This window comes from Pedobacter sp. Leaf41, from assembly GCF_001422545.1.
GTDB lineage: Bacteria > Bacteroidota > Bacteroidia > Sphingobacteriales > Sphingobacteriaceae > Pedobacter.
In genome coordinates this window covers 103,497-124,965 of the sequence record NZ_LMLE01000008.1, presented here as the reverse complement: position 1 = coordinate 124,965, position 21,469 = coordinate 103,497, and the positions used below count along the sequence as shown (strand labels likewise).

Here is a 21,469-nt window from a genome sequence, read left to right as displayed (position 1 = left end):
AGTTATTGATTGCAAATCTTCAACATGTGTTCATCAATTTCAAGGCCCATTTTTGCGGCGGTAAGTATATCAACACAAAAATCTTTATGTCCCAAAATCTCTTTAATAGATCCTCTAACGTAGTAGGCAAAACCTAAACCTTTATCCAGCTCGATAGCCTTGTTACAATCTGCTAAAGCAAGAAGTAATGCATCTTGCGATTTCTTAATGGATGATTTATCGTTTACTATCCAACCAAAACTTGCCGGTTGATTGGCTATTTTTGCCGCTACACGATGAGTAGATTTTTTTACATTATCAGTAAGGCTTACGCGAGCTATAGCCCGATTGACGTAAGCAAGTGCATAATCATTTTTTAACTCAATACTTTTATTAAAATCACTCCATGCCAGCTTATATTTTTCAGTAGCTAAGTAGATATTTCCACGGCGGTTGAAATAAGTTTCTTTCTCAAAACCCTTAACATCTGCCGCTAAAGATAATGCGGTGTTTATCGCGTTGAGTGCTTCTTCTACGGCTCCGGCATTTAAATAGCAATCAGATAAACCGGAATAAATAGATGCTAAAGACGAATTGTAATAGCGATAGATGTCAGCATTTGTGGCCGTAGCAAAACGAGGGTTTATTTCGATTTCATGAAGAAGATTTTCCTTGTTCTCTAATGATGCTTTGTAATTTGCAGTAGCATTTTTATAGTCGGACAGCGCCAGATAAGCATTGCCTTTAAAGGATAACATCATGGCATTTTTAGGGAATTTTTCCAATCCCTTAGCGTATTGGGCTAAAGCTTTATCATACTGTTTTAGGTTATAATGAGCGATGCCCCTTTGATAATAATAGCTTGGCTTGGTTTCATCGCAGAAATCGGCGGAAGATTCGGAAATCGTTTTTAATAATTCAGGATCGTAATTTTTTTTACTGATTACTATTGCCTTAGCCGCTAAATAATCTGTACAGGCAGCATCTAAATCTTCTAATTCATAATAAATTTTCGCCCTATTTAAATATCCAGTGTAGGTTAAGGGATCTAATTTTATGGATTTGGTGTAATCATCTAGTGCTTTGTCGAACTGCCCTATGTTTGCATAAATTGATGCTCTTCCATTGTAGAAATGTGCTTGCTTGTCGTTTAAAACAATGGCTTTATTGATGTCGCTCAAAGCATTCTCCACTTGGTTTTGATTGTAATAAACACCTCCACGGTAAAAATAGGCGTCGTAGCCTTCAGGTGACAGAACAATTGCTTTATTAAGATCGGTAAGGGCTAAAGCATGATAACCATTGCCAGCATTGTAGGCCCCACGGGCGGTGTAGTATTCAGCATTATCGGGCGCTAGTTCAATTGCCTTGTTATAATCTGCAAGGGCACCAAATTTATCGTTAAATTGAGCCTTAGTGTTTGCTCGTGTCAAAAATAGTAATGCATCTTTTGAGTCGAGCGAAATAGCTTTGTCTATTGATGACAAAGCTTCCGCTCCATCATTTTTTATGGCTTGTATACGGCCAATGTTTAAATAACATCTGGCGCATTTAGGATTAATTAATAATGCATTTCGATAATACTTTTCACCAACCACTAAATTATTGTTTCGAAGATGGTAAAATCCTAATAATCGCAAAAGCGGCTCACTTTTGGGTGCGAGTTTTAATTCCTTCTCCAAGTAAGGAATCACCTTTTCTTCCTGACCAATTTTAGTTAGCGAATCTGCCTTATTTTCAAAATAAGTTTTTGATTGTGCAACCGTGAAATTTGCAACAAACAGACTTATTAGTATTAATGGAATAATTAACTTCAATCTCATATAATAAAGCAATACCAACTAATTAAGATTTTTAATGTTCTTTAATATACTCAAGAACCAGAAAACAGTTTTAAAACTTTATTAATTGCCCACCGAAAAAATGGTATTGTAGCGGTTGCATTATTATTCGTTCTAATGATGCCACGACCTTAATTGCTACTTTATGCCAATCCACCAAGGCTTAAAAATTTGGTTGGGTTTTTTAAGGTAAACAAACTCGCCAATCATCGGCGTTACCAATGGGGTTTTGGTGACTTTATTTAGTTCTGTAATTTTTACTAACGGTTCATCCCAGGGATGATTTGCGAGTACAAATTTCGATGAATGCACAGGGAAAAGACGTTTGGCATTTAAATCTTGCGCTGCTTTTAATACCTCTGTAGGCTGCAAGTGAATGTATTTCCACTTAACATCATACTGGCCATCTTCTAAAATTGCTAAATCTATTGGGCCGAACTTTTTGCCGATGTTGGCAAAGTGGGTGTCGTAGCCGCTATCCCCACCTATATAAATCTTCATAGTCGGGCTTTGAAAAACATACGACATCCATAACGTATTATTTCTTGTAAAACCCCTGCCCGAAAAGTGCCTTGTAGGTGTCGTGTGTATAAAAAAACCATCCCCCAAATCAATGGTTTCATCCCAATCTTTCTCGTAGATGTCTTCAACATTATATCCCCAGTCTTCAAAATCGGCACCTACTCCCAAACCGCAGAACACCTTTTTTATTTTCGATTTGAGCTTGATTAGCGTTTCATAATCTGTATGGTCGTAATGATCATGTGAGATGATTAAATAATCGATGTTTGGCAAATCTTCTACTTTGTAACGATCGGTGCCTTTAAATGCTACAACTGTACCTGGAATTGGGGAAGCATTTCCACTAAAAACAGGATCAACTAATATGCGCTTACCATCCAGTTGAATAAAATAAGAGGAATGACCAAACCAAACTAAAATGTTCGAATCAATGGGTAAATGCAGCAAATCTACCTTCGTCGATGGAATACTATCTACGGGAGTTAATCGCGGGTGATCTCCAAAAAGTTTATCATAAATAATGCCTATGGTGCTATAACCTTCTGTAAGTTCAGGTGTACGATTGAGGTTATGGAACACGCCATCTTTAAAATGCGGCGATTTTTTCATTCGTTCAAGCCTTACGCCTTTGGCGGCCTTACCAAAAAGTGGCTTTTTCATGTATAAATAAGTAACAGCTGATAGTATCAAAATCAATGAAACTAAAATAATGAATATCCATTTGAAGATTTTTAATACTTTATGTTTCATGATTGAGAGACTTATTGCAGTTCTTTATTCGATGTGGTTAATGTGTTGTAAAATGTAATCTTTTCTACGCCCTGAAACGGGGATTTCGGTTTTATCTTTCAATACAATTGTACCGGATTTTAGAAATTTATCAACGTATAAAACATTTACTAAATAAGATTGATGGGGACGTAGAAACCACTTCTCGGGCAAAAGCTCGTCATAAAATTTAAGTGGTTTAGAGATCATAATCCTTCGGCCTTCGGTTAGGAAAAAGTTGGTGTAACCCCCTTCACTCTGGCAATAGATAATTTCACGAAGTTGCAAAACCTGCAAAAATTCTAAGGTGTGTAATACAATTCTACTGTCTAAATTACTTTCTCCATAGCCGGATTGTGATTTTAAAATAGAAATCTGTTGCTTTTGCTGTGTAATATTGGTTTCATCATTCGTAGCAATTTTAGCTAACGCAGCTTTAAATTCTGCATCATCCAAGGGCTTTAGAAGATAATCCAGGGCGCCAAATTTTATCGCCTTAACAGCAAAGTGATTATATGCGGTGATGAATATAATGCGAAAAGGTATTTCATTCAACTGGTCTAAGATATCGAAAGCTGTGCCATCTGTAAGCTGGATATCCATTAAAATTAATTCGGGATTTGTTGCTTTAATGAGCACTAAACTTTCAGCTACGCTTGTTGCATAACCAATTAAATTAAACTGTGTTTCTTGTTGCAAAAGCCATTCAATTTCCTTGCGGATGGCAGGTTCGTCTTCAATTATAAGCGTTCTAATCATTCGGGGCGTTTAATCTTCTAAAAATCGGTAAAAATCATTGATATATGTCTTTTGTCCATCACTAAAAATATTAACACAGTTAAAATTAATGATCAAACCTTGCGGGGCTTCTAACAATTTCATGTAGGTTATTATCTGTGCTTCAAAAATGGGTTCTATAGTTTTGAATGCCTTTATTTCAACAGCTAAGCAATTTTCTACAAATAGATCACATCTTAAATTGGTTGCTACTTCTATTTCTTTGTATCGAACCGGCATGGAGATTTCTGTTAGAAAATATATTTTTCGGAGGCTAAGCTCATGTTTCATACATTCATGGTAGACACTTTCTAACAAACCAGGGCCAAGAGATTTATGTATTTCTATAGCGGCACCAATTACATTGTAAGTAATTTCCTTTAGATATTTTTCGGTCATCATCTCCGTTTTTACATTTTAGATTTTTCTATTCATTTGAAACATAGAAATATAGGATATATAGGCTCTATGGTGTTTGCTCCTCACTATATAATCTATATCCCTATATGGTTATTACTTTGCGATTAATTTTGAACCATAAAGAAATATAGGATATATAGGCTCTATGGTGTTTGCTCCTCACTATATAATCTATATCCCTATATGGTTGATTACTTTGCAATTAATTTTGAACCATAAAGAAATATAGGATATATAGGCTTTATGGTTTTTACTTATCACTATATGATCTATATCACTATATGGTTATTTTTCTATTAATTTAGATCACTAAAATTGTATTGGTTCATCACTCTATTGAAATTAAGCAAACACTTCACTCTTTGTCCATTATTGAAATTATCCTGCCCAACCATCTCTGTCTAAACTTCTATAGTTTATTGATTCTGCTAAATGTTCCAATTCTACATTTTCACTCCCATCTAAATCTGCAATGGTTCTAGCCACCTTTAAAATTCGGTCGTAAGCCCTGGCAGATAACCCCAACCGCTCCATCGCCGATTTAAGGAGCGTGGTACCGGCCTCGCTGATCGCACAAACTTTCCGCACCATTTTTGGGCTCATTTGCGCATTATAATGTAAATCTGCTTTATCCGCAAAGCGATGATCTTGAATTTCTCTCGCTTTAATCACACGGGCTCTAATAAGTTCGCTTTTTTCGGCTTCGCGGGATGAAGCCAGTTCTGAAAAATTAACAGGTGTAACTTCTACATGTAAATCAATACGATCTAAAAGTGGCCCCGATATTTTGCTCAAATACTTTTGAACCACTCCAGGTGCACAAACGCATTCCTTTTCCGGGTGGTTGTAAAAACCGCAAGGACAAGGATTCATTGATGCCACCAACATAAAACTAGCAGGATATTCAACAGAGAAACGAGCCCTGGAAATAGCCACTTTCCGATCTTCCAAAGGCTGACGCATTACCTCCAAAACCGTTCTTTTAAATTCTGGCAACTCATCCAAAAACAATACCCCATTATGGGCTAATGAAATTTCTCCTGGAGCAGGATTCATTCCTCCGCCAACCAAAGCAACATCCGAAATGGTATGGTGCGGCGATCTATACGGTCGAACGGTCATTAATGCATCTGCGGCAGATAATTTGCCTGCAACGGAATGGATTTTGGTAGTTTCTAAAGCCTCATATAAATTTAACGGAGGCAAAATGGTAGGTAAACGTTTTGCCAGCATGGTTTTGCCTGCACCTGGCGGACCAATTAAAATCACATTATGCCCACCTGCGGCAGCAATTTCCAAAGCTCTTTTTATGTTTTCCTGCCCTTTCACATCAGCGAAATCATGTTCATAATTGCCAATATTTTTAAGAAATTCTTCTTTTGTATTTACTTTAACCTGTTCAAGCGCTTCGCTTTTGTTAAAGAAGGCAATCACCTGTGCCAAAGTTTCTACACCGTAAGCAATCAAACCATCAACAATTGCCGCTTCACGAACGTTTTGTTTGGGAAGGATGAAACCTTTAAAGCCATCTTCCTGTGCTTGGATGGCGATGGGTAATGCACCTTTAATAGGCTGAATACTTCCATCCAATGAAAGTTCGCCCATAATAAAATAGTTTGCTAAATCCTCACTGGGAATTTGTCCGGATGCCGCGAGTATGCCAATCGCAATAGGCAAATCATAAGATGAACCCTCTTTTTTAATGTCAGCTGGGGCCAGATTTACTACAATTTTCTGTTTAGGCATCCTAAAACCCGCCACATTTATGGCGCTTGCCACACGTTGCAGGCTCTCCTTTACGGCATTATCAGGCAGGCCAACCATGTAATATTTTGTACCAGCACTTATGCTTACCTCAATAGTAATCGTTAAGGCATTTACACCATAAACGGCACTCCCGTATGTTTTTACAAGCATTAATGAATCTTGAAAATTGAAAGGGATGTTATGTTTTTAGGGGATGGAGATTGTTATTCTAATATATAAAGAATTATCTAATTCCATCGTTTAAAAACTAAGGCAATGAAATGTAAAGTGTTTTGTTACGACTAGTTAAAATCGAGGATGGATACTACTGCCTTGTGTCGATTTCATTGCAGTCTGCTTTAGTTCACTGTTTTTAATTGAGCAATTAGGGCTAAAGCCAAACGGATGAAAGAACCATTGTTCGTCGGTTAAAACCGACGGCAATGAAATGTAAAGTACTTTGTTACGAGTAGTTAAATAGAGGATGGATACTACTTCCTTGTGTCGATTTCATTGCAGTCTGCTTTGGCTCACTGTTTTTAATAAATAAATTAAGGATTTAGCCAAAAAAATAGAGCAAACAAAAAAATCCCAATAATTTCTGATTGGGATTTACATATTAAGCCTCGCTATTTTGACTTTTAACTTTTGAGAACCCTACCTTCTGCCCATTGGCATTTTAGGCATACCTTTCATCATCGCTGCTGCGGCTGCCGGATTCGAAAATTGTTTCATCATTTTACGCATATCCTCAAACTGTTTAATCAGCTTAGTTACCTCTTCTACTTTGCTACCCGAACCTTTGGCAATACGTAAACGACGGCTTTGTTGAATTGAATCTGGATTTTCTTTTTCAAACGGCGTCATCGAATTAATAATTGCCTCGATCGATTTAAACGCGTCATCCTGAATATCCACATTCTTCATCATCTTACCCACACCCGGAATCATGCCCATCAAATCTTTCATGTTACCCATCTTCTTAATTTGTTGAATCTGGCTATAGAAATCGTTGAAATCGAATTTATTTTTGCGGATTTTCTTTTGCAATTCTGCGGCTTCCTTCTCATCAAACTGCATTTGTGCCCGTTCAACAAGCGAAACCACATCACCCATGCCTAAAATACGCGATGCCATACGTTCTGGATAGAAGACATCCAAAGCTTCCATTTTCTCGCCCGTACCAATAAATTTAATTGGTTTGTTCACTACCGATTTAATCGAAAGCGCCGCTCCACCACGGGTATCACCATCTAATTTGGTTAAAACCACACCCGTAAAATCAAGGCGATCGTTAAAAACTTTGGCCGTGTTTACCGCATCCTGACCCGTCATCGAATCCACAACAAATAAAATTTCGTGTGGCTGTGTTTTGGCTTTAACTTCCGAAATCTCGTTCATCAAAGATTCGTCGATCGCTAAACGACCTGCAGTATCAATAATGATAACGTTATTTCCGTTTTGTTTACCATGGGCAATACCTTCAAGGGCAATGCCAACAGGATCGTTCGATTCGCGGTTTGCGTAAACCGATACACCAACCGAAGTTCCTAAAACCTCCAGCTGATCTACTGCCGCAGGGCGATACATATCACCGGCAACCAATAAAGGCTTTTTGCCCTTACCTTTTAAGTGTAAAGCCAGTTTACCAGCGAAAGTAGTTTTACCCGCACCGTTTAAACCCGCAATCAAAATAATGGTTGGGTTGGCTTTAGTTTCCAATTCCGTAACCTCGCCGCCCATTAAGGCCGCAAGCTCATCATTCATTATTTTGGTTAGCAATTGGCCTGGTGAAACCGAAGTTAATACGTTCTGGCCCAAAGCTTTTTGCCTTACCTCATCCGTAAAGGTTTTGGCTGTTTTATAGTTAACATCGGCATCTAATAATGCTTTACGAATCTCTTTCATGGTTTCTGCCACGTTGATTTCCGTAATGCTGCCTTGTCCTTTTAATACTTTAAATGCTCTGTCTAGCTTGTCCTGTAAATTATCAAACATGTTTTTTTAAGCTAAAAAGCTAATCGTAGTTAACGAAAAGCCACTGTTTTTAATAAAAGGCAAATGTATCAAATTTTGATTGTAAATCGCTGCACCACAAAGTCAAAAATCTTTTTTTGGAAATGAAAGTTCAGTATTATTTAAGAGACATCAGTCCTGCCATACACTTCGATCTTTTTAATTTAAACCTCGTAGGTTTTGAAAACCTATGAGGTTTATAAAAAGTATCTCCGTTTCTGTCACGTTTAGAAACAATGGCTTGCTGCCCAACATTATCACAAAAAGCAAATCCTGCAAGCTAACTTTAAGTAAAGTGCTATCCAAATGTGTTTAAAACCCCTTGCGCTTCAATTTGTTAGCCAATATTAATTCGATATTTCTTTTCATGTGCAACTTTTTTAACATTAGCTAGTCTTATACATAACTAACCTAAACAAATGAAACGCTGGGCAACTCTTATCTTTATATTCATGTATTCGTATTGTGCTGCCCAAGATCCTGCTAAACAAAAGGAACTTAAAGCGGCGAGAACTGTGGAAACTCCTAAAATTGATGGTGTTTTAGATGATGCCTGCTGGGTAAACGTACCAATTGCTACTGATTTTTTCGAAATAAGACCCGTACCTGGTAGAGTGGAAACGAAAGATCGACGCACGGAAATGAAAGTGCTGTAAGATGATGTGGCCATTTACGTTTACGCCCGGATGTACGATGATAAGGATAGCGTTTCACACGAGTTGGTTTCGAGGGACAACATTGGTAATGCCGATTTTATTTCAATCATTGTCGACCCGTTTTACGATAAAATGAATGGTAATGGCTTTTTCGTTACTGCTGCAGGTGTTCAGTTTGATGCTAAATACTCGCAAGTTGGGGATGAAGACCCGAATTGGAACGCCGTTTGGGAAAGTGCCGTAAAACTAGATGATTTAGGCTGGACCTGCGAAATGAAAATTCCTTATTCGGCCTTACGTTTCTCAGGTAAGGAAATTCAAAATTGGGGTTTAAATTTTAGTCGCCGAATTCAACGAACCAATATCCAAACCTTTTGGAATTTTGTTGATCCAAAGGTTAATGGTTTCATCAATCAGGAAGGGCTTTTAACAGGCTTAAAAGACATTAAACCACCACTTCGTTTGTCGTTCTCCCCCTACGTTTCTGCTTATGTGAATCACTATCCAGCAAATATTCCCGGAGTAAAAAATACCACCTCTCGCTTCAATGGCGGTATGGATGTAAAATATGGCATCAACAACAGCTTTACGTTAGATATGACCCTAGTACCCGATTTTGGGCAGGTGCAATCTGACAATCGCATTTTAAACCTCACGCCGTTTGAGGTAAAATTTAACGAAAACCGGCAATTTTTTACCGAAGGAACAGAACTTTTTAATAAGGGTGATCTGTTTTATTCCAAACGAATTGGCTCTATTCCCGCCTACTCTAACTATTCTGGCGTAACGGAAAGCGACAAAATTATTAGAGATCAAACCGAAGCAAAAGTATTAAATGCAACCAAAATATCTGGGCGTACGGCAAAGGGTTTAGGCATTGGTATTTTTAACGCCATTACTAACAGTATGCAAACCGAAGTAGAAGATGCAGCAGGAAATGTTCGGAACGTAGAAACACAACCGCTTACCAACTATAACATTTTGGTTTTCGATCAATCGTTAAAAAACAACAGTTCCGCAACATTTATCAACACTAATGTCTTGCGCCGGGGCAGTGCTTATGATGCCAATGTGAGTGCTTTGCTTTTTAACTTAAACAATGAAAACAACAAATATTTTATTAATGGCGGAGCTAAAATGAGCTACTTACGTGGCGAGGAAAGCAGCACAGGCTATAGTTATACTTTGCGTTTGGGGAAACAAAGCGGCAATTTTACCTGGAATTATAATCAGGTTTATGCCGACAATCAATTTGATCCTTCAGATCTGGGTTTCTTTACCAACAATAATTTTTTAGATCAAAAAATAGGGCTTGGTTACAATATCTTTAAGCCGAGTAAGTGGTTTAATGAAATGCAAAGTTGGCTAAATGTTACCTATTCAAGAAGGGTAAATCCCGGCGATTACCAAAATACGATAGCAAATGGAGGTGCTTATGTACGTTTCAAAAATTTATGGTCGGCAGAGATAGATATGAGCTATAATGCGAAGGGTAACGATTTCTATGAAGCACGGAACGGACAAATTTATAAAGCACCAGAAAGTTATGGTATAGGACTATATATTAATCCAAATCGGGCTAAAGCGTATAATTTTGGTGGAAATGTTCGCTTTTTCGAACAACAACTTTTCGGGGGCAAAGAGTATAACTTCTACCTGTTTCAAAATTTCCGTCTAAATGATAAAATCGCCTTTGGTTTGGATTTGAATTTCAACCCAAATTATAACTATGTAAACTGGGTAACATCACAAGGTAGCCAGGCAATTTTTTCTAAATATGATAGACGTACAGTAGAAAACTCTTTTGATGCAAAGTACACCTTTACTAACTTAATGGGGGTTACCGTGGTGTTAAGGCATTATTGGAGCGACAGAAGAAACAAAGAATTTTACTTATTAAAGCCAGATGGTAATTTAACCGATTACCAGGGCCCCGCTTTAACGGGGACGGACAGAAACTATAATGTTTTTAATATCGACTTAATTTATACCTGGCAGTTCGCCCCAGGCAGTACATTATCACTTTCGTATAAAGATGCAGCCGAAACCTACGATTCGTATTTTACGCAACGTTACAACCGCAATTTGGCCGGTATTCTTGCTGCACCTCAAAACAATAGTTTATCTGTTAAAGTATTGTACTTTGTAGATTATCTGGATCTTAAGAAAAAAAGAAAAAAGGTTTAATATATTATCTCGCCTTGCCTGGGCTTACGCCAAATTTTTTACTAAAAGCGTTACTGAAATGTTGAACTGAAGAGTAACCAAGATCATTTGCAATGTGCTTAATATCTTTTGATTTATCCGATAAAAGATCTTTTGCTTTTGATAACCGATAATCGCTTAAATGGCCAAATACAGTATCGTTAAATACTTCTTTAAAGCCCTGCTTCAATTTAAATTCATTTATTCCGGCAACTTTCGCAAGTTCGGGTAGCGATGGGGGGCAACTGGCATGCTGAATCAAATATTCTCTTGCATAGTAAATCCGATCCTGATCATAAACTGTCTTTAGTTTTGGTTTCTCTACTTTTTTCGCCGCAATTTCAAATGCTTGTGCCTGCATAGCCAGCAGTTCCACACATTTAGATTGTAAAAACAGCAATTTCAACCCTCCCGAAAACTGACAGTTCATAATATCCTTAATACAGTTATGCATGGCAAAACTGATTGGTAAATGTTCTTCCGATAACTCTACAGATTTATTGTTCATAATATTCTCTGCAAAGTTTTTCAATAAAGTACTGCTGTCGCTAGTCAAATCTACAAAGCGTTCTTTCTGAAAATGAATTTCAAAAAACTTATACTTACCTGTTTCATCGAAGTCGGCTGTTCCATCAAAATTAGGAGTGTAAAGGATGTTATGATGATTTGATTTTATGCTGATGCTCCTATTTGTAATGTGGTTATTCATAATGCCATTACCACTTATCGAAAAGTGTAATTCTACCAAATCCGGTTCATCCAACGATTTAATCTTTAATCGATTTTCTTTCATCACCATATCACCATAAACAATTGATATCCCAGAAAAAATGATCTGTACCATTTCTGCATCGCCAAATGGAAAACTTAACTTTTCGCGGGTTTCTCTAACTAAGGGTTGGTTGAATTCAATTTCATTGAAGACGTTACCTACAATGTAATGACGATCTGAGCTATCATAAATGTTTAAGGCCATAAAAAAATCCTTTTAATATAAATTTTTCTCCTTTTGATGTAAAAGGAAGCATTTTTTAGACCATTACTTTTGCTCAAAGTTACTAAACAAATTTAAACAATGCCGAAGTTACCATCATGGCTGGCTAATACAGTAGAGAAATTAATCAGCAATAAAATAGTTCAGGTTGAGGTTTTAGAAGCCAAAATGTTAAGCCACAATATCAAAAGCGTAACCTTTAAAGGAGATTTTTATGAAACTGAATTTATTCCGGGAATGGAAATTCTTTTCAGGGTAAATGCCAACGAATACAGGCATTATACGGTCTCAAGATTTAACAGGGAAGATCAAACCTGTGAAGTGATTTTTTATTTAAACAGGCGTGGACCAGGCAATACCTTTGCTGAAAATATACAGTGCGGAGATCAGTTAAAACTAATTATAGATAAAGCGAGGGTGAAGTATAATAATGGTTCAAGTCAGCATTTCTTTTTTGGTGATGAAACCAGCATCGGTTTGTATGAATCGCTCGGAAAAAAAGCAGTTGAAATGGATGAAGAATATTTTGGGATCCTGGAACTTGATGAAGAAAACTTCGAAGCCTTGAATTGCATCAAGCTTTTGATAGACGCTGTGCCAGTAGATAAAAATACCCCTGCCGAAAGAGCCATTCAATGGATGGAAAACATGCATCCGAAATGTTGGGAAATGTGGCAGTATGCAACCTTTTATTTAACTGGCCGGGCAAAATCGGTTCAGCAGTTTAAAAAATACCTGAAACAAAGAGGCGTAGGTTTCAATCAGATTGTTACCATGCCCTACTGGGAAATTGGTAAAATAGGTGGTGCTTAATTACCTTGGGAAAACAAAAGCAAAACCAAGCGCTAAAGTTTGGCTGGCCTGAACTTTAGCATCCGTATCAGTATCATACAAAATTACGCCTGTTAAACTGGTATTCATGAAACGGTTAATTTTTGCGGTTAAAGCTACATCTAATCTATGGTCGATGCGTTTTACTGCAATATCCTCGTAAGGAATAAACATGGCATAACGAGCCTTAAGGTTGGTGTTTTTGAAAATGTCTTTATCAAAAGCACTTACTACCTGAAAAGCAAGTTCGTTTCTGAAATGTTTGCCTTTATCTACCCCGAAAACGTTCGCTTTGTTATCATATACGGCAGTATCTAACACAAAAGTTTGACGGGCTGTACCCGTACCAATTCTAGTTGAAAAATATTTATTTGGCTTGTACTCAAAACCGATTGATTCAGTTAAGTAACCAGGAGACATAAATCTGGAGATTAACACTTGCTGTTCTTCGCCATTTCCATCTCTGAAGTAACGATACCCACTATCAAATTGTGATTCAAAGTTAACAGATCCGAAAAAGAACCAGTTTTTTGATAACTGAAACGAGGCCTTGTTATCCCAGAAAATACGGTCGTTGGTTTTCTTTTGCAGCTGATCTTTATTTTTGATTTTACCGTACTGCAAAATTACCTCACTTACATAACTGTAGTTGTTTTTATTGTATTCGGCTTTCCAGTTCAGTAATCCGCCTACGGCTACGGAATTTACACCCCCACCTTTCCAGTTATCACTAAATTGCGCCTGATTTACGTTAATACCAACAGCTGTTTTGGTTTTCCAATAATTAACCTTTGCATTTACAATAAATGGAGGAATTTTTACGGGCTCGAAATTTAACGGTCCCTGTCTGCTAGGTAGCGGACTACGTTTAAGCTTAATGTTCAGGTCTTTGGTATTGATCGGAACGGTATCAATTACCTGTGCAAATAATTTTGTAGAGCAGATACTTAGAATAAGGATTAGGGCGGCTAAACAATTCTTCATGGGTTACAAAGAAAAACAAAAATTCTATAGATAAAAAGGTTTTACCAAAATGAATGTCTGGTAGACAATTATGAAACGACTAAAAATGAAGCGTTATTACCATTTAATCCAACCATACCAGCTATTGTTTTTAAGGTATTTTAAATCTGCATCATGCCGGTAGGCTTCCTGTTCAAATATGATTTTGCGGTAAGCCAAATCATGCTTTTTATAAATAATTAAATTAAACAGGTAATTGATTAAATAAAGAATGTAAAACGGTAAAATCAATAGTTCCAGCTGTTGCCTTAAATGAATTTTCTCATGGTTGATGATTTCCATATCGGACTTAAGTTTTTCCGACTTCAGCAAAATGAAGGGAAAAATTGCCATTCCTGCTGCAGGCAAATGCTTAACAATCAAGATTGGTGCTTTCACAATTTCTCGATAGTTAATTTAGGCAGTGGTGGTAACTGTAATGCTTTGGGGTTCATCCGATAGCTTCTGTAAGCATTGCGGATGAAGATGTTAAACGCATAGTCATCCGCATCGAGCACGAATTGATAAGTTGGGCGATATTGTTGCATAAACTCTTCCAATTCCGTATCCTTTATGCCTAGAACCTGTTGAACCAGAGATGCTTTAAAACGATAATCTATTAAATCTTCCCGATAATCTTTTTCCAGTATTTTTTGTAGATGGCGGGCATTTCTTCCTTGCCGGCTCAATAAATTATAAATCGCATCAATGCCCAAACCAACTCCGCCGGTGCCTAAATTCAAAAGGTCTTTACTACTGCCCTTCATGGTTTGGTAGCGGAATTCTTTTATCGATTTTTCGTATTGCTGCTGAGGGGTTAATCTCTTTTGGGCAATTACCACATCTCGAAGTCTGATTCCCAGCGATTTCAGCTGAAAGTAAGCTGCAGTTTGCCCTTTGAAGATAATTGTATCTACTCCGTAGCCCGAAAGTGCAGCTACTAGTGTATCGCCGGGATTGGCATAGGTGCTAAATTCACCTTTAGTGTTGTTATACAAACCCTCTTTACTGCGCACATTGTAAATGTAAACTTTGGCTAATCGCTGCTTGGTTTCCTTATCAATAACAATACCCTGCACCGGTTTAGTTTGTGCATGTAGTACAATTGTGAAGCAAAAAAGAAAAGCAAGCGTTGCAAAAAGTTTCATGTGTTTACAAAACTACAAATATCTGTTGCGCAATGTTTAGTATTAACATTATTTAACCTTAAGCACCTGACCAAGTTTAATGCCATCTGTAGTCATTTCGTTCAGCATTTTCAGTTCATCAACCGATAGATTGAAACGTTTAGCAATATTATAAAGCGTATCGCCTTTTACAACCGTGTAAGTTCCGTCGGCAATAATTGGTTTCGCTCCTGGCGGCGGGGTATCAACAGGTGTAAATTTCTTTTTTTCCTGCGGGATATTTTGGTTGATTTCTGCAAAAACGCGATCCTCACGAGCTATTTTCTGCTTCTCGCTTTCTGATTGATCGTATTGATAAAGCTGATATTTTTCGATCATGTTAATCAGCAGGTCAGGATATTTTGGATTGGTGGCGTAGCCAGCAGTCTTTAAACCTTGAGCCCAGCTTTTGTAATCATTTTTATCCAGTTGGAACAAGAAACTATAACGCTTACGCTTCAAAAATTCAGAGTGATCTCTGAAAGATTCGCGGGCATCTTTATAAACTCTGAAACAATCATTTTTTTGATCGTCATCACGAAAATAATTTTTTCCTCTCCAGTCTGAAGTGCATTTTATCCCGAAGTGATTATTTGCATATTTCGCTAAATCGCTGTTTCCGCTACCCGATTCCAGAATTCCCTGTGCTAAAGTAATACTCGCTGGAATACCGTCCGAATTCATTTCCTCAATGGCTACTGCTTTAAACTCATCGATATAGCTTAAAGTGTTGTAGCTTTTGTAACTATTGTTATTGGCTTTGTTAGCGGCTTTTTCAATTTGCTTGTTGTTTTTCGAAAACTTCCGCGAACTGCAAGAACTAGCCAAAACGATGAGGAGAAATAGAAACGATAAGCGATAGGATGAATGCATTATATGGTAAATTGTTGAAATTATTTAATCGATTAATTGAAATGGAATTATTGGCATCTAAATACTTAAAACTTAATTCGCTGCCCGGGTTTTAAGTTCGCTCTTTTCATCCCATTTTTTTTCATCAGTGTTTTTACTGTTGTACCTTTCTTTTTTGCAATGGCACCAAGGTTGTCGCCGGCTTTTACAATATAAATTCTTGAGGTAGATCTTTTTTTGCGATGATAAACTGGTGCTTTATATACAGGCGCTACATAATCTTCAGGTCGTTCATCATATTGATAAAGATCGTATTTATCTACCATGGCAATAACCTGGCTTGCCCAAGTTCGGCTTTGGGCATAGCCCGATCTCTGTATTCCTCTAGCCCAGCCTTTATAATCGTATTGATCGTATTTTCCAAATAAGCCGTTAAAAGGCGCTCGGGTTTCCATCAATTCTACAAAGTGATTATAAGATTCTTCGTCGCTTTCATAATCGCGGTAGGCAGAACGAATATCAGCGTTATTATTTGGCCCTTTAACGCCAAAATGGTTATTTAGATGCTGAGCAATCCGGCTGTTTCCAGCAGCAGATTCATGGATGGCAACCGCTAAAATAATGCTCGCCGGAATTTTATGATCACGCATTAACTCTTGCGCAACTTCTACATGTTCGGCAATATAATCTTCCGTGTCTTGTGCTTTGGTGGTAATTACACTTAAAAGTAAAAGGCAAAAAGTAAATATATTTTTCATCAGTGTATAATTTGTTTTTATGGGCGATGAAGCTATCATGATTTTATTCATTTGATCTGATTTGGAAAAATCATAATGGTTTCAATTTTTTCATTTTTTCGTCATTGCGAGGCACGAAGCAATCTCATTCAACGGATTGCTTCGTGCCTCGCAATGACGAGTTTATTTTTTCCGAATCACAAACAATCCATCTCTAACCGGTAAAATTAATTTCTCAACCCGTTCATCTGCAGCAATTTTATCATTAAAACTAGTAATATTCCTGGTGTCTTTGTCTTGTTTCTCCTGAAGTACTTTTCCACTCCATAGCACATTATCAACAATGATAATTCCGCCTAGGCGAACGCGATCGAAAATCAAATCGTAATAGGTACCGTTGTTTTTCTTATCCGCATCAATAAAAACGATATCAAAAACTTCATCCAGTTGATTTACTGTTTCGGTTGCATCACCTATAATATATTGGATCTTATCATTTAGCGGCGATTTGGCAAAATTGTTTCTAACCAGATCTTCCAATTCGGCATTAATATCCAGGGTGTAAATCAAGCCTTCGGGCGTTAATCCTTCTGCCAAACAAAGCGTAGCATAACCCGTAAAAGTTCCTATTTCTAAAATACTTTTTGGAGATACCATTTTACTCAACATACTCAAAACCCGGCCTTGGTAGTGGCCAGAAAGCATTCTTGGCATTAAAACTTTAAGATTGGTTTCGCGATCAATGTGTTGAAGCAACTCACTTTCGGGTTCGCAATAATTAAAAAGTAGTTGTTGTAAATCGTCGTTTATTAAGCTCATGTATTCGGTTATAAACGGTTGGTTTCCATAAAATATTGTAAAATAATGGTGGCGGCGATGGTATCAACCCGATCCTTATCTCTCCGGTCCATCTTTTTTAAGCCGCTTTGCATAATGGCTTGTTGTGCCATTTTGGAAGTAAAACGCTCATCAACCCAATGCTGGGGTACAGTTGGAAAAGATTTCTTAAGTAGCGTAGAAAAGCCTTTAACATATTGTTTTGATTCAGAGTCTGACCCGTCCATTTGCTTTGGATCTCCTAAAACAAATGCCTCCACCTGCTCTGCTAACATATATTTTTTGATATAGTTGATAATGTCTTTTGGATGAACGGTGTCCAAGCCTGTAGCAATAATCTGAAAGGGATCGGTTACGGCAATGCCGATACGTTTGGTTCCATAATCAAAAGCGAGAATTCTTGCCATATAGTGTTTTGCCTGTGGCGCAATGCTTTCACCATTGCGAAAATTAAAAGCCCCAAAGGTAAGGTTTTTTGGTAAATGGGTTTTTGGGGCGAAAAAGCGACCTCACTTGCTCTCTAAACCCTATTGCAGCGGCATTACCAAATTGGTACAATTTGGGAGAAAGCGGAAAGAGGGACCGAACGGAACAAAAGCGTTACCGGAGCTTGCTTTTCTAATCAAAAAAATGTCGTTTTAATTTAAAAAATGCAGCTCCTGAAAGAAGATCAGAATAACAAAGCTTCAATTCTCATATCTATTTCTTATTTTGCACCAAATGCAGTTTAAAGAAATCATCGGACAAGGCAAAATTAAGCAACAATTGGTGCAAACGGTTAAGGAAAACCGGGTGAGCCATGCGCAGCTTTTTTTATCGCCGGTTGGTTCTGGCGCTGTGCCACTGGCAATTGCCTATGCGCAATATATTAACTGCCAAAATAAAATGGAAAATGATAGCTGCGGAGAATGCTCAAGCTGTCGAAAGTATGAGCGGCTGATTCACCCCGACTTACATTTTTCTTATCCATTTTTTGCATCTGCCAGTACAAAAACCGCCGTAGATGTGCTGGAAGAATGGCGCAGTATGGTGGTGCATGATCCGTATTTTGATATGGATATCTGGCGATCGAAACTCGATGCTGCCAACAAACAAGCCAACATTCCAATTGCTGAATGCCACGATATTATTAAAAAACTAAGCTATAAAGCTTTCGAAGCCGAAACAAAGGTTTTGATTATGTGGCTGCCCGAGTATTTGGATAAAGCTGGAAATGCTTTGCTGAAACTGATTGAAGAACCGCCTGCAAATACACTGTTTATTTTGATTGCACAAAGTCAGGATCAAATTTTAACTACCATATTATCGAGAACGCAAATTGTTAAAATACCAAAACTTACCGGAACAGAAGTTACTGGTTATTTGCTGAATTCAGGAAGTTTAACTGAACATCAGGCGATAGACTACGCTTTTTTGGCGGATGGAAATTTAATTGAGGCTAAAGCCTTAGCCGCCGATACGCAAAATGATAGCTCGGGTACGTTTACCAGTTGGCTTAGAAATGGTTTTAGTAACAAAGTGCCCGAATTGATAGATTTCACCGACGAAGCGGCCAAGTGGGGAAGGGAAAATCAAAAGAATTTTTTAAAGTACGGTGTAAATTATTTACGCGAATGTTGCCTAATTTTAAGTGGAGCGGAAGACCTGGTAAAACTGCCTCCGTTAACGCTTGAAACCGCAAAAAAGCTCAGCACACATGTACTTACGTTACCAATGGCCGAAGCAATAATTGGTGAGTTGGAGAAAGCACATTACCATATCGAAAGGAATGCAAATCCTAAAATTCTGTTTTTAGATGTATCTTTACAGTTGGTAAAAATTATAAAGTTTAAAACGCTCCCTCAGGGGACTCAATATATATACAATTAGATTATGGGATGTGGAAGTTGTTCAACAGGTGGTGGTTGCACCCCTAATGGATGCAAAAGTAATGGCTCATGCGGTACCGGTGGGTGCCAGACAATGGAAGTTCACGATTGGCTATCCAACCTGGATATGCCCTCAAGTTATAAACCTTTTCAGGTTACAGAAATAAAATTTAAAGGTTCAAGAAAAGAATTTTTCCTTAATACGGATAATATTTATTTGGAAATTGGCGAGCTTGTTGCCGTTGAAGGACCAACCGGAGGTTTTGATGTTGGTCATGTTTCATTAACAGGCGAATTGGTTCGTGTGCAAATGAAACGACGAAAAACTTCGTTAGATCAGGTAGTCAAAAAAATCTATCGCAAAGCAACTGAAGCGGATGTAGAAAAATGGAATGCCGCCAAAGAGATGGAATGGGAAACCATGCACAAAGCCCGTAAACTGGCTTTAGATCTTCGTTTGCAAATGAAAATTAGTGATGTGGATTACCAGGCGGATAAAACAAAAGCAACTTTCTTTTATACTGCTGATGGTCGTGTTGATTTTCGCGAGCTGATTAAAAAAATGGCTGAGAGTTTCCGGATTCGGATTGAAATGCGCCAAATTGGAATGCGCCAGGAAGCGGGTCGTTTAGGTGGAATTGGTTCATGCGGACGCGAATTGTGCTGTTCTACCTGGTTAACCAATTTTAAAACGGTTTCTACAGCTGCTGCCCGTTATCAAAACCTTTCTTTAAATACATTGAAACTTGCCGGCCAGTGCGGCAAATTGAAATGTTGTTTAAATTATGAGCTGGATACTTATTTAGATGCGCTGAAGGATATTCCTGATCGCATTGAGAATTTAGATACTGAAGCGGGTTATGCCCGTCACCAGAAAACCGATATTTTCAAAAAAATAATGTGGTTTAGTTATCAGGGTGATGAAAACTGGATTCCGGTTAAAGCCGCTCGTGTTAAAGAAATCATGGTGATGAACAAGGCTGGTAAAAAAGCGCCAAACCTTAAAGAAGAAGCTGTTCAAATTGCGGCTCCGGTAGTGGTTGAAAAATCATTCGATTACGAAAACGTGGTTGGCCAGGATAGTTTAACCCGTTTGGATGAACGTTCGAGAGGGAAAAACAATCCAAATAGAAATTCGAAAAACCGCAATAATAAAAACGATAACAGAAGAGAGCGTGTTCCGGTTGGCGAAAAAAGTAATGAACCTAGCAATAGGTCGCAGCAGAATGCTCAGAAACCTCAGCAAGGTGCTAGGCCTCAAAATGCGGGTGCAAAACCTCAGCATGCCAATCAAAAAAACCAACAGCAAGCGGTGCCAAAACCTGCTCATGTTAACGGACCAAAACCCCAAAATGCCGGGCCGAAACCTCAGCAGCAGAAACCCGTAGTGAAGGCAGAAGGGACTCAAAGTGTTGAAGGTGCAAAGCCTGAGCAAAGTAAAAACAAGAACAGAAATAACCGTAGAAAAAATAATAACCGCCGAAACAATACAAATGGCTCAGAGAATAAACCTGCTTCTGAATAAAACAGCTTTTTTATTGAGCTTTCTTTTGGTCGCATCGTTTTTTACAGGATGTACGTCGAGTGTTATTGATAGCAATGTAGAAATTCCTGATCGCAAATGGACTTATCGCAATCATATTACTACAGCATTTGAAATAAAAGATAATACAAAAGCCTATAATGTTTATTTTAAGTTGAGGCATACCGCTGAGTATAAATATTCGAACATTTTTATTTTGGCTCATTTTAAAGATGGAAAAGCAATGGTCAATCAACGGTTTGAATTTCAATTGGCTAAAAAAGATGGCGAATGGTTAGGTAGTGGATCGGGAAATCTATTCAATTACACTTTACCATTGCTAGAAAACCATCGTTTCCCGAGAAATGGAAAGTTTGAAATTGAAATCGAACAAAATATGCGTGATAACCCCTTAGTGGAAGTTAGCGACGTTGGGATTTTGGTGGAGGAGGCTCAGAAATAAAAAACATCTGTAAGCTTATTGCCTAATGGTAAGCTAAGTGATTAATATACGCTAGGCGAAGCCTTATGTTTTAGCATTAATTTAATTCGAAGTTGAGACGGACTTTAGTCGGCTCCAATTGTCACAGGTCCGAACAAAGTCCGAAGCAAATGCGTCTTACGTCCATCGCAATAGTTAGCATTTCAACATCTTTTCTTCTCTCCAATATGAGTATCTACTAAATTATATTCGGATGGTTTCCTAAATAAATAATCTGCCGGCCAACGA

The 21,469-nt window shown here is 37.9% G+C and carries 20 protein-coding genes; 6 read left to right on the top strand and 14 right to left on the bottom strand.

The features are described from left to right. Positions 1-2: 2 nt before the first annotated feature. The 6 genes from ASE92_RS12860 to ffh all read right to left on the bottom strand — a co-directional run bounded on the left by ASE92_RS12860 (position 3) and on the right by ffh (position 8,051). Positions 3-1,802, bottom strand: a complete 1,800-nt coding sequence (locus tag ASE92_RS12860) for a tetratricopeptide repeat protein (protein WP_056850520.1) — start codon at positions 1,800-1,802, stop codon at positions 3-5. A 156-nt stretch (positions 1,803-1,958) separates the two neighbouring features. Then, positions 1,959-3,092: an MBL fold metallo-hydrolase gene (locus ASE92_RS12855; RefSeq protein ID WP_056850519.1), complete on the bottom strand. Its 1,134-nt coding sequence runs from the start codon at positions 3,090-3,092 to the stop codon at positions 1,959-1,961. 24 nt (positions 3,093-3,116) lie between these two features. Beyond that, positions 3,117-3,869 (bottom strand): LytTR family DNA-binding domain-containing protein, encoded by a 753-nt coding sequence (locus tag ASE92_RS12850; protein ID WP_056850518.1) that lies wholly within the window; start codon positions 3,867-3,869, stop codon positions 3,117-3,119. Positions 3,870-3,878: 9 nt separating this feature from the next. Then, positions 3,879-4,289, bottom strand: a complete 411-nt coding sequence (locus ASE92_RS12845; protein ID WP_056850517.1) for a GxxExxY protein — start codon at positions 4,287-4,289, stop codon at positions 3,879-3,881. Positions 4,290-4,685: 396 nt separating this feature from the next. Next, a complete protein-coding gene (locus tag ASE92_RS12840; protein WP_056850516.1) occupies positions 4,686-6,224 on the bottom strand; it encodes a YifB family Mg chelatase-like AAA ATPase in 1,539 nt (512 codons plus the stop codon). A 486-nt stretch (positions 6,225-6,710) separates the two neighbouring features. Beyond that, complete coding sequence (gene ffh / locus ASE92_RS12835) at positions 6,711-8,051, bottom strand: signal recognition particle protein (protein WP_056850515.1); 1,341 nt, start codon at positions 8,049-8,051, stop codon at positions 6,711-6,713. Between the two features lie 437 nt (positions 8,052-8,488). On the opposite strand from ffh, the gene ASE92_RS21510 reads away from it, so the two are divergent. Beyond that, on the top strand, positions 8,489-8,725 hold the full coding sequence (locus tag ASE92_RS21510; RefSeq protein ID WP_235527366.1) for a hypothetical protein: 237 nt from the start codon (positions 8,489-8,491) through the stop codon (positions 8,723-8,725). 6 nt (positions 8,726-8,731) lie between these two features. Continuing rightward, positions 8,732-10,912, top strand: a complete 2,181-nt coding sequence (locus ASE92_RS12830) for a DUF5916 domain-containing protein (protein WP_235527365.1) — start codon at positions 8,732-8,734, stop codon at positions 10,910-10,912. Between the two features lie 4 nt (positions 10,913-10,916). On the opposite strand, the gene ASE92_RS12825 is transcribed toward ASE92_RS12830, so the two are convergent. Then, positions 10,917-11,906 (bottom strand): helix-turn-helix transcriptional regulator, encoded by a 990-nt coding sequence (locus ASE92_RS12825; RefSeq protein WP_056850514.1) that lies wholly within the window; start codon positions 11,904-11,906, stop codon positions 10,917-10,919. A 99-nt stretch (positions 11,907-12,005) separates the two neighbouring features. Here ASE92_RS12825 and ASE92_RS12820 point away from each other — a divergent pair, with 99 nt between their 5' ends. Next, the gene (locus tag ASE92_RS12820) at positions 12,006-12,737 is read left to right on the top strand and encodes a siderophore-interacting protein (RefSeq protein ID WP_056850513.1); all 732 of its coding nucleotides are present in this window, start codon (positions 12,006-12,008) and stop codon (positions 12,735-12,737) included. On the opposite strand, the gene ASE92_RS12815 is transcribed toward ASE92_RS12820, so the two are convergent. The 7 genes from ASE92_RS12815 to ruvX all read right to left on the bottom strand — a co-directional run bounded on the left by ASE92_RS12815 (position 12,738) and on the right by ruvX (position 17,756). Continuing rightward, complete coding sequence (locus tag ASE92_RS12815; protein ID WP_056850512.1) at positions 12,738-13,739, bottom strand: DUF3078 domain-containing protein; 1,002 nt, start codon at positions 13,737-13,739, stop codon at positions 12,738-12,740. A gap of 96 nt (positions 13,740-13,835) precedes the next feature. After that, entirely contained in the window at positions 13,836-14,156 is a 321-nt protein-coding gene (locus ASE92_RS12810; RefSeq protein ID WP_200926416.1) for a hypothetical protein, read from the bottom strand. Next, positions 14,153-14,905 carry a hypothetical protein gene (locus tag ASE92_RS12805; RefSeq protein ID WP_056850511.1) on the bottom strand — a complete coding sequence of 251 codons (753 nt, stop codon included), beginning with the start codon at positions 14,903-14,905 and terminating at the stop codon, positions 14,153-14,155. The genes ASE92_RS12810 and ASE92_RS12805 overlap by 4 nt, the downstream gene beginning before the upstream one ends. Positions 14,906-14,953: 48 nt before the next feature. After that, a complete protein-coding gene (locus tag ASE92_RS12800; protein ID WP_056850510.1) occupies positions 14,954-15,796 on the bottom strand; it encodes a glucosaminidase domain-containing protein in 843 nt (280 codons plus the stop codon). Between the two features lie 65 nt (positions 15,797-15,861). After that, complete coding sequence (locus ASE92_RS12795) at positions 15,862-16,533, bottom strand: glucosaminidase domain-containing protein (protein ID WP_056850886.1); 672 nt, start codon at positions 16,531-16,533, stop codon at positions 15,862-15,864. Positions 16,534-16,695: 162 nt separating this feature from the next. After that, positions 16,696-17,331 (bottom strand): O-methyltransferase, encoded by a 636-nt coding sequence (locus tag ASE92_RS12790; protein ID WP_056850509.1) that lies wholly within the window; start codon positions 17,329-17,331, stop codon positions 16,696-16,698. A gap of 8 nt (positions 17,332-17,339) precedes the next feature. Beyond that, positions 17,340-17,756 (bottom strand): Holliday junction resolvase RuvX, encoded by a 417-nt coding sequence (ruvX, locus tag ASE92_RS12785; protein ID WP_056850508.1) that lies wholly within the window; start codon positions 17,754-17,756, stop codon positions 17,340-17,342. A 313-nt stretch (positions 17,757-18,069) separates the two neighbouring features. On the opposite strand from ruvX, the gene ASE92_RS12775 reads away from it, so the two are divergent. The 3 genes from ASE92_RS12775 to ASE92_RS12765 are packed head-to-tail and all read left to right on the top strand — an operon-like array spanning position 18,070 to position 21,202. Continuing rightward, complete coding sequence (locus tag ASE92_RS12775; RefSeq protein WP_056850506.1) at positions 18,070-19,218, top strand: DNA polymerase III subunit gamma/tau; 1,149 nt, start codon at positions 18,070-18,072, stop codon at positions 19,216-19,218. A 3-nt stretch (positions 19,219-19,221) separates the two neighbouring features. Next, positions 19,222-20,742 (top strand): regulatory iron-sulfur-containing complex subunit RicT, encoded by a 1,521-nt coding sequence (gene ricT / locus ASE92_RS12770; protein WP_082455058.1) that lies wholly within the window; start codon positions 19,222-19,224, stop codon positions 20,740-20,742. Further along, positions 20,711-21,202: a gliding motility lipoprotein GldH gene (locus ASE92_RS12765; RefSeq protein WP_056850505.1), complete on the top strand. Its 492-nt coding sequence runs from the start codon at positions 20,711-20,713 to the stop codon at positions 21,200-21,202. The genes ricT and ASE92_RS12765 overlap by 32 nt, the downstream gene beginning before the upstream one ends. Positions 21,203-21,469: the final 267 nt, after the last annotated feature.

Bases quoted from the DNA above. Each gene is read 5' to 3' on its own strand.
- ASE92_RS12860 (WP_056850520.1), bottom strand. From the start codon at position 1,802: ATGAGATTGAAGTTAATTATTCCATTAATACTAATAAGTCTGTTTGTT.
- ASE92_RS12855 (WP_056850519.1), bottom strand. From the start codon at position 3,092: ATGAAACATAAAGTATTAAAAATCTTCAAATGGATATTCATTATTTTA.
- ASE92_RS12850 (WP_056850518.1), bottom strand. From the start codon at position 3,869: ATGATTAGAACGCTTATAATTGAAGACGAACCTGCCATCCGCAAGGAA.
- ASE92_RS12845 (WP_056850517.1), bottom strand. From the start codon at position 4,289: ATGATGACCGAAAAATATCTAAAGGAAATTACTTACAATGTAATTGGT.
- ASE92_RS12840 (WP_056850516.1), bottom strand. From the start codon at position 6,224: ATGCTTGTAAAAACATACGGGAGTGCCGTTTATGGTGTAAATGCCTTA.
- ffh (WP_056850515.1), bottom strand. From the start codon at position 8,051: ATGTTTGATAATTTACAGGACAAGCTAGACAGAGCATTTAAAGTATTA.
- ASE92_RS21510 (WP_235527366.1), top strand. From the start codon at position 8,489: ATGAAACGCTGGGCAACTCTTATCTTTATATTCATGTATTCGTATTGT.
- ASE92_RS12825 (WP_056850514.1), bottom strand. From the start codon at position 11,906: ATGGCCTTAAACATTTATGATAGCTCAGATCGTCATTACATTGTAGGT.
- ASE92_RS12820 (WP_056850513.1), top strand. From the start codon at position 12,006: ATGCCGAAGTTACCATCATGGCTGGCTAATACAGTAGAGAAATTAATC.
- ASE92_RS12815 (WP_056850512.1), bottom strand. From the start codon at position 13,739: ATGAAGAATTGTTTAGCCGCCCTAATCCTTATTCTAAGTATCTGCTCT.
- ASE92_RS12805 (WP_056850511.1), bottom strand. From the start codon at position 14,905: ATGAAACTTTTTGCAACGCTTGCTTTTCTTTTTTGCTTCACAATTGTA.
- ASE92_RS12800 (WP_056850510.1), bottom strand. From the start codon at position 15,796: ATGCATTCATCCTATCGCTTATCGTTTCTATTTCTCCTCATCGTTTTG.
- ASE92_RS12795 (WP_056850886.1), bottom strand. From the start codon at position 16,533: ATGAAAAATATATTTACTTTTTGCCTTTTACTTTTAAGTGTAATTACC.
- ASE92_RS12790 (WP_056850509.1), bottom strand. From the start codon at position 17,331: ATGAGCTTAATAAACGACGATTTACAACAACTACTTTTTAATTATTGC.
- ruvX (WP_056850508.1), bottom strand. From the start codon at position 17,756: ATGGCAAGAATTCTCGCTTTTGATTATGGAACCAAACGTATCGGCATT.
- ASE92_RS12775 (WP_056850506.1), top strand. From the start codon at position 18,070: ATGCAGTTTAAAGAAATCATCGGACAAGGCAAAATTAAGCAACAATTG.
- ricT (WP_082455058.1), top strand. From the start codon at position 19,222: ATGGGATGTGGAAGTTGTTCAACAGGTGGTGGTTGCACCCCTAATGGA.
- ASE92_RS12765 (WP_056850505.1), top strand. From the start codon at position 20,711: ATGGCTCAGAGAATAAACCTGCTTCTGAATAAAACAGCTTTTTTATTG.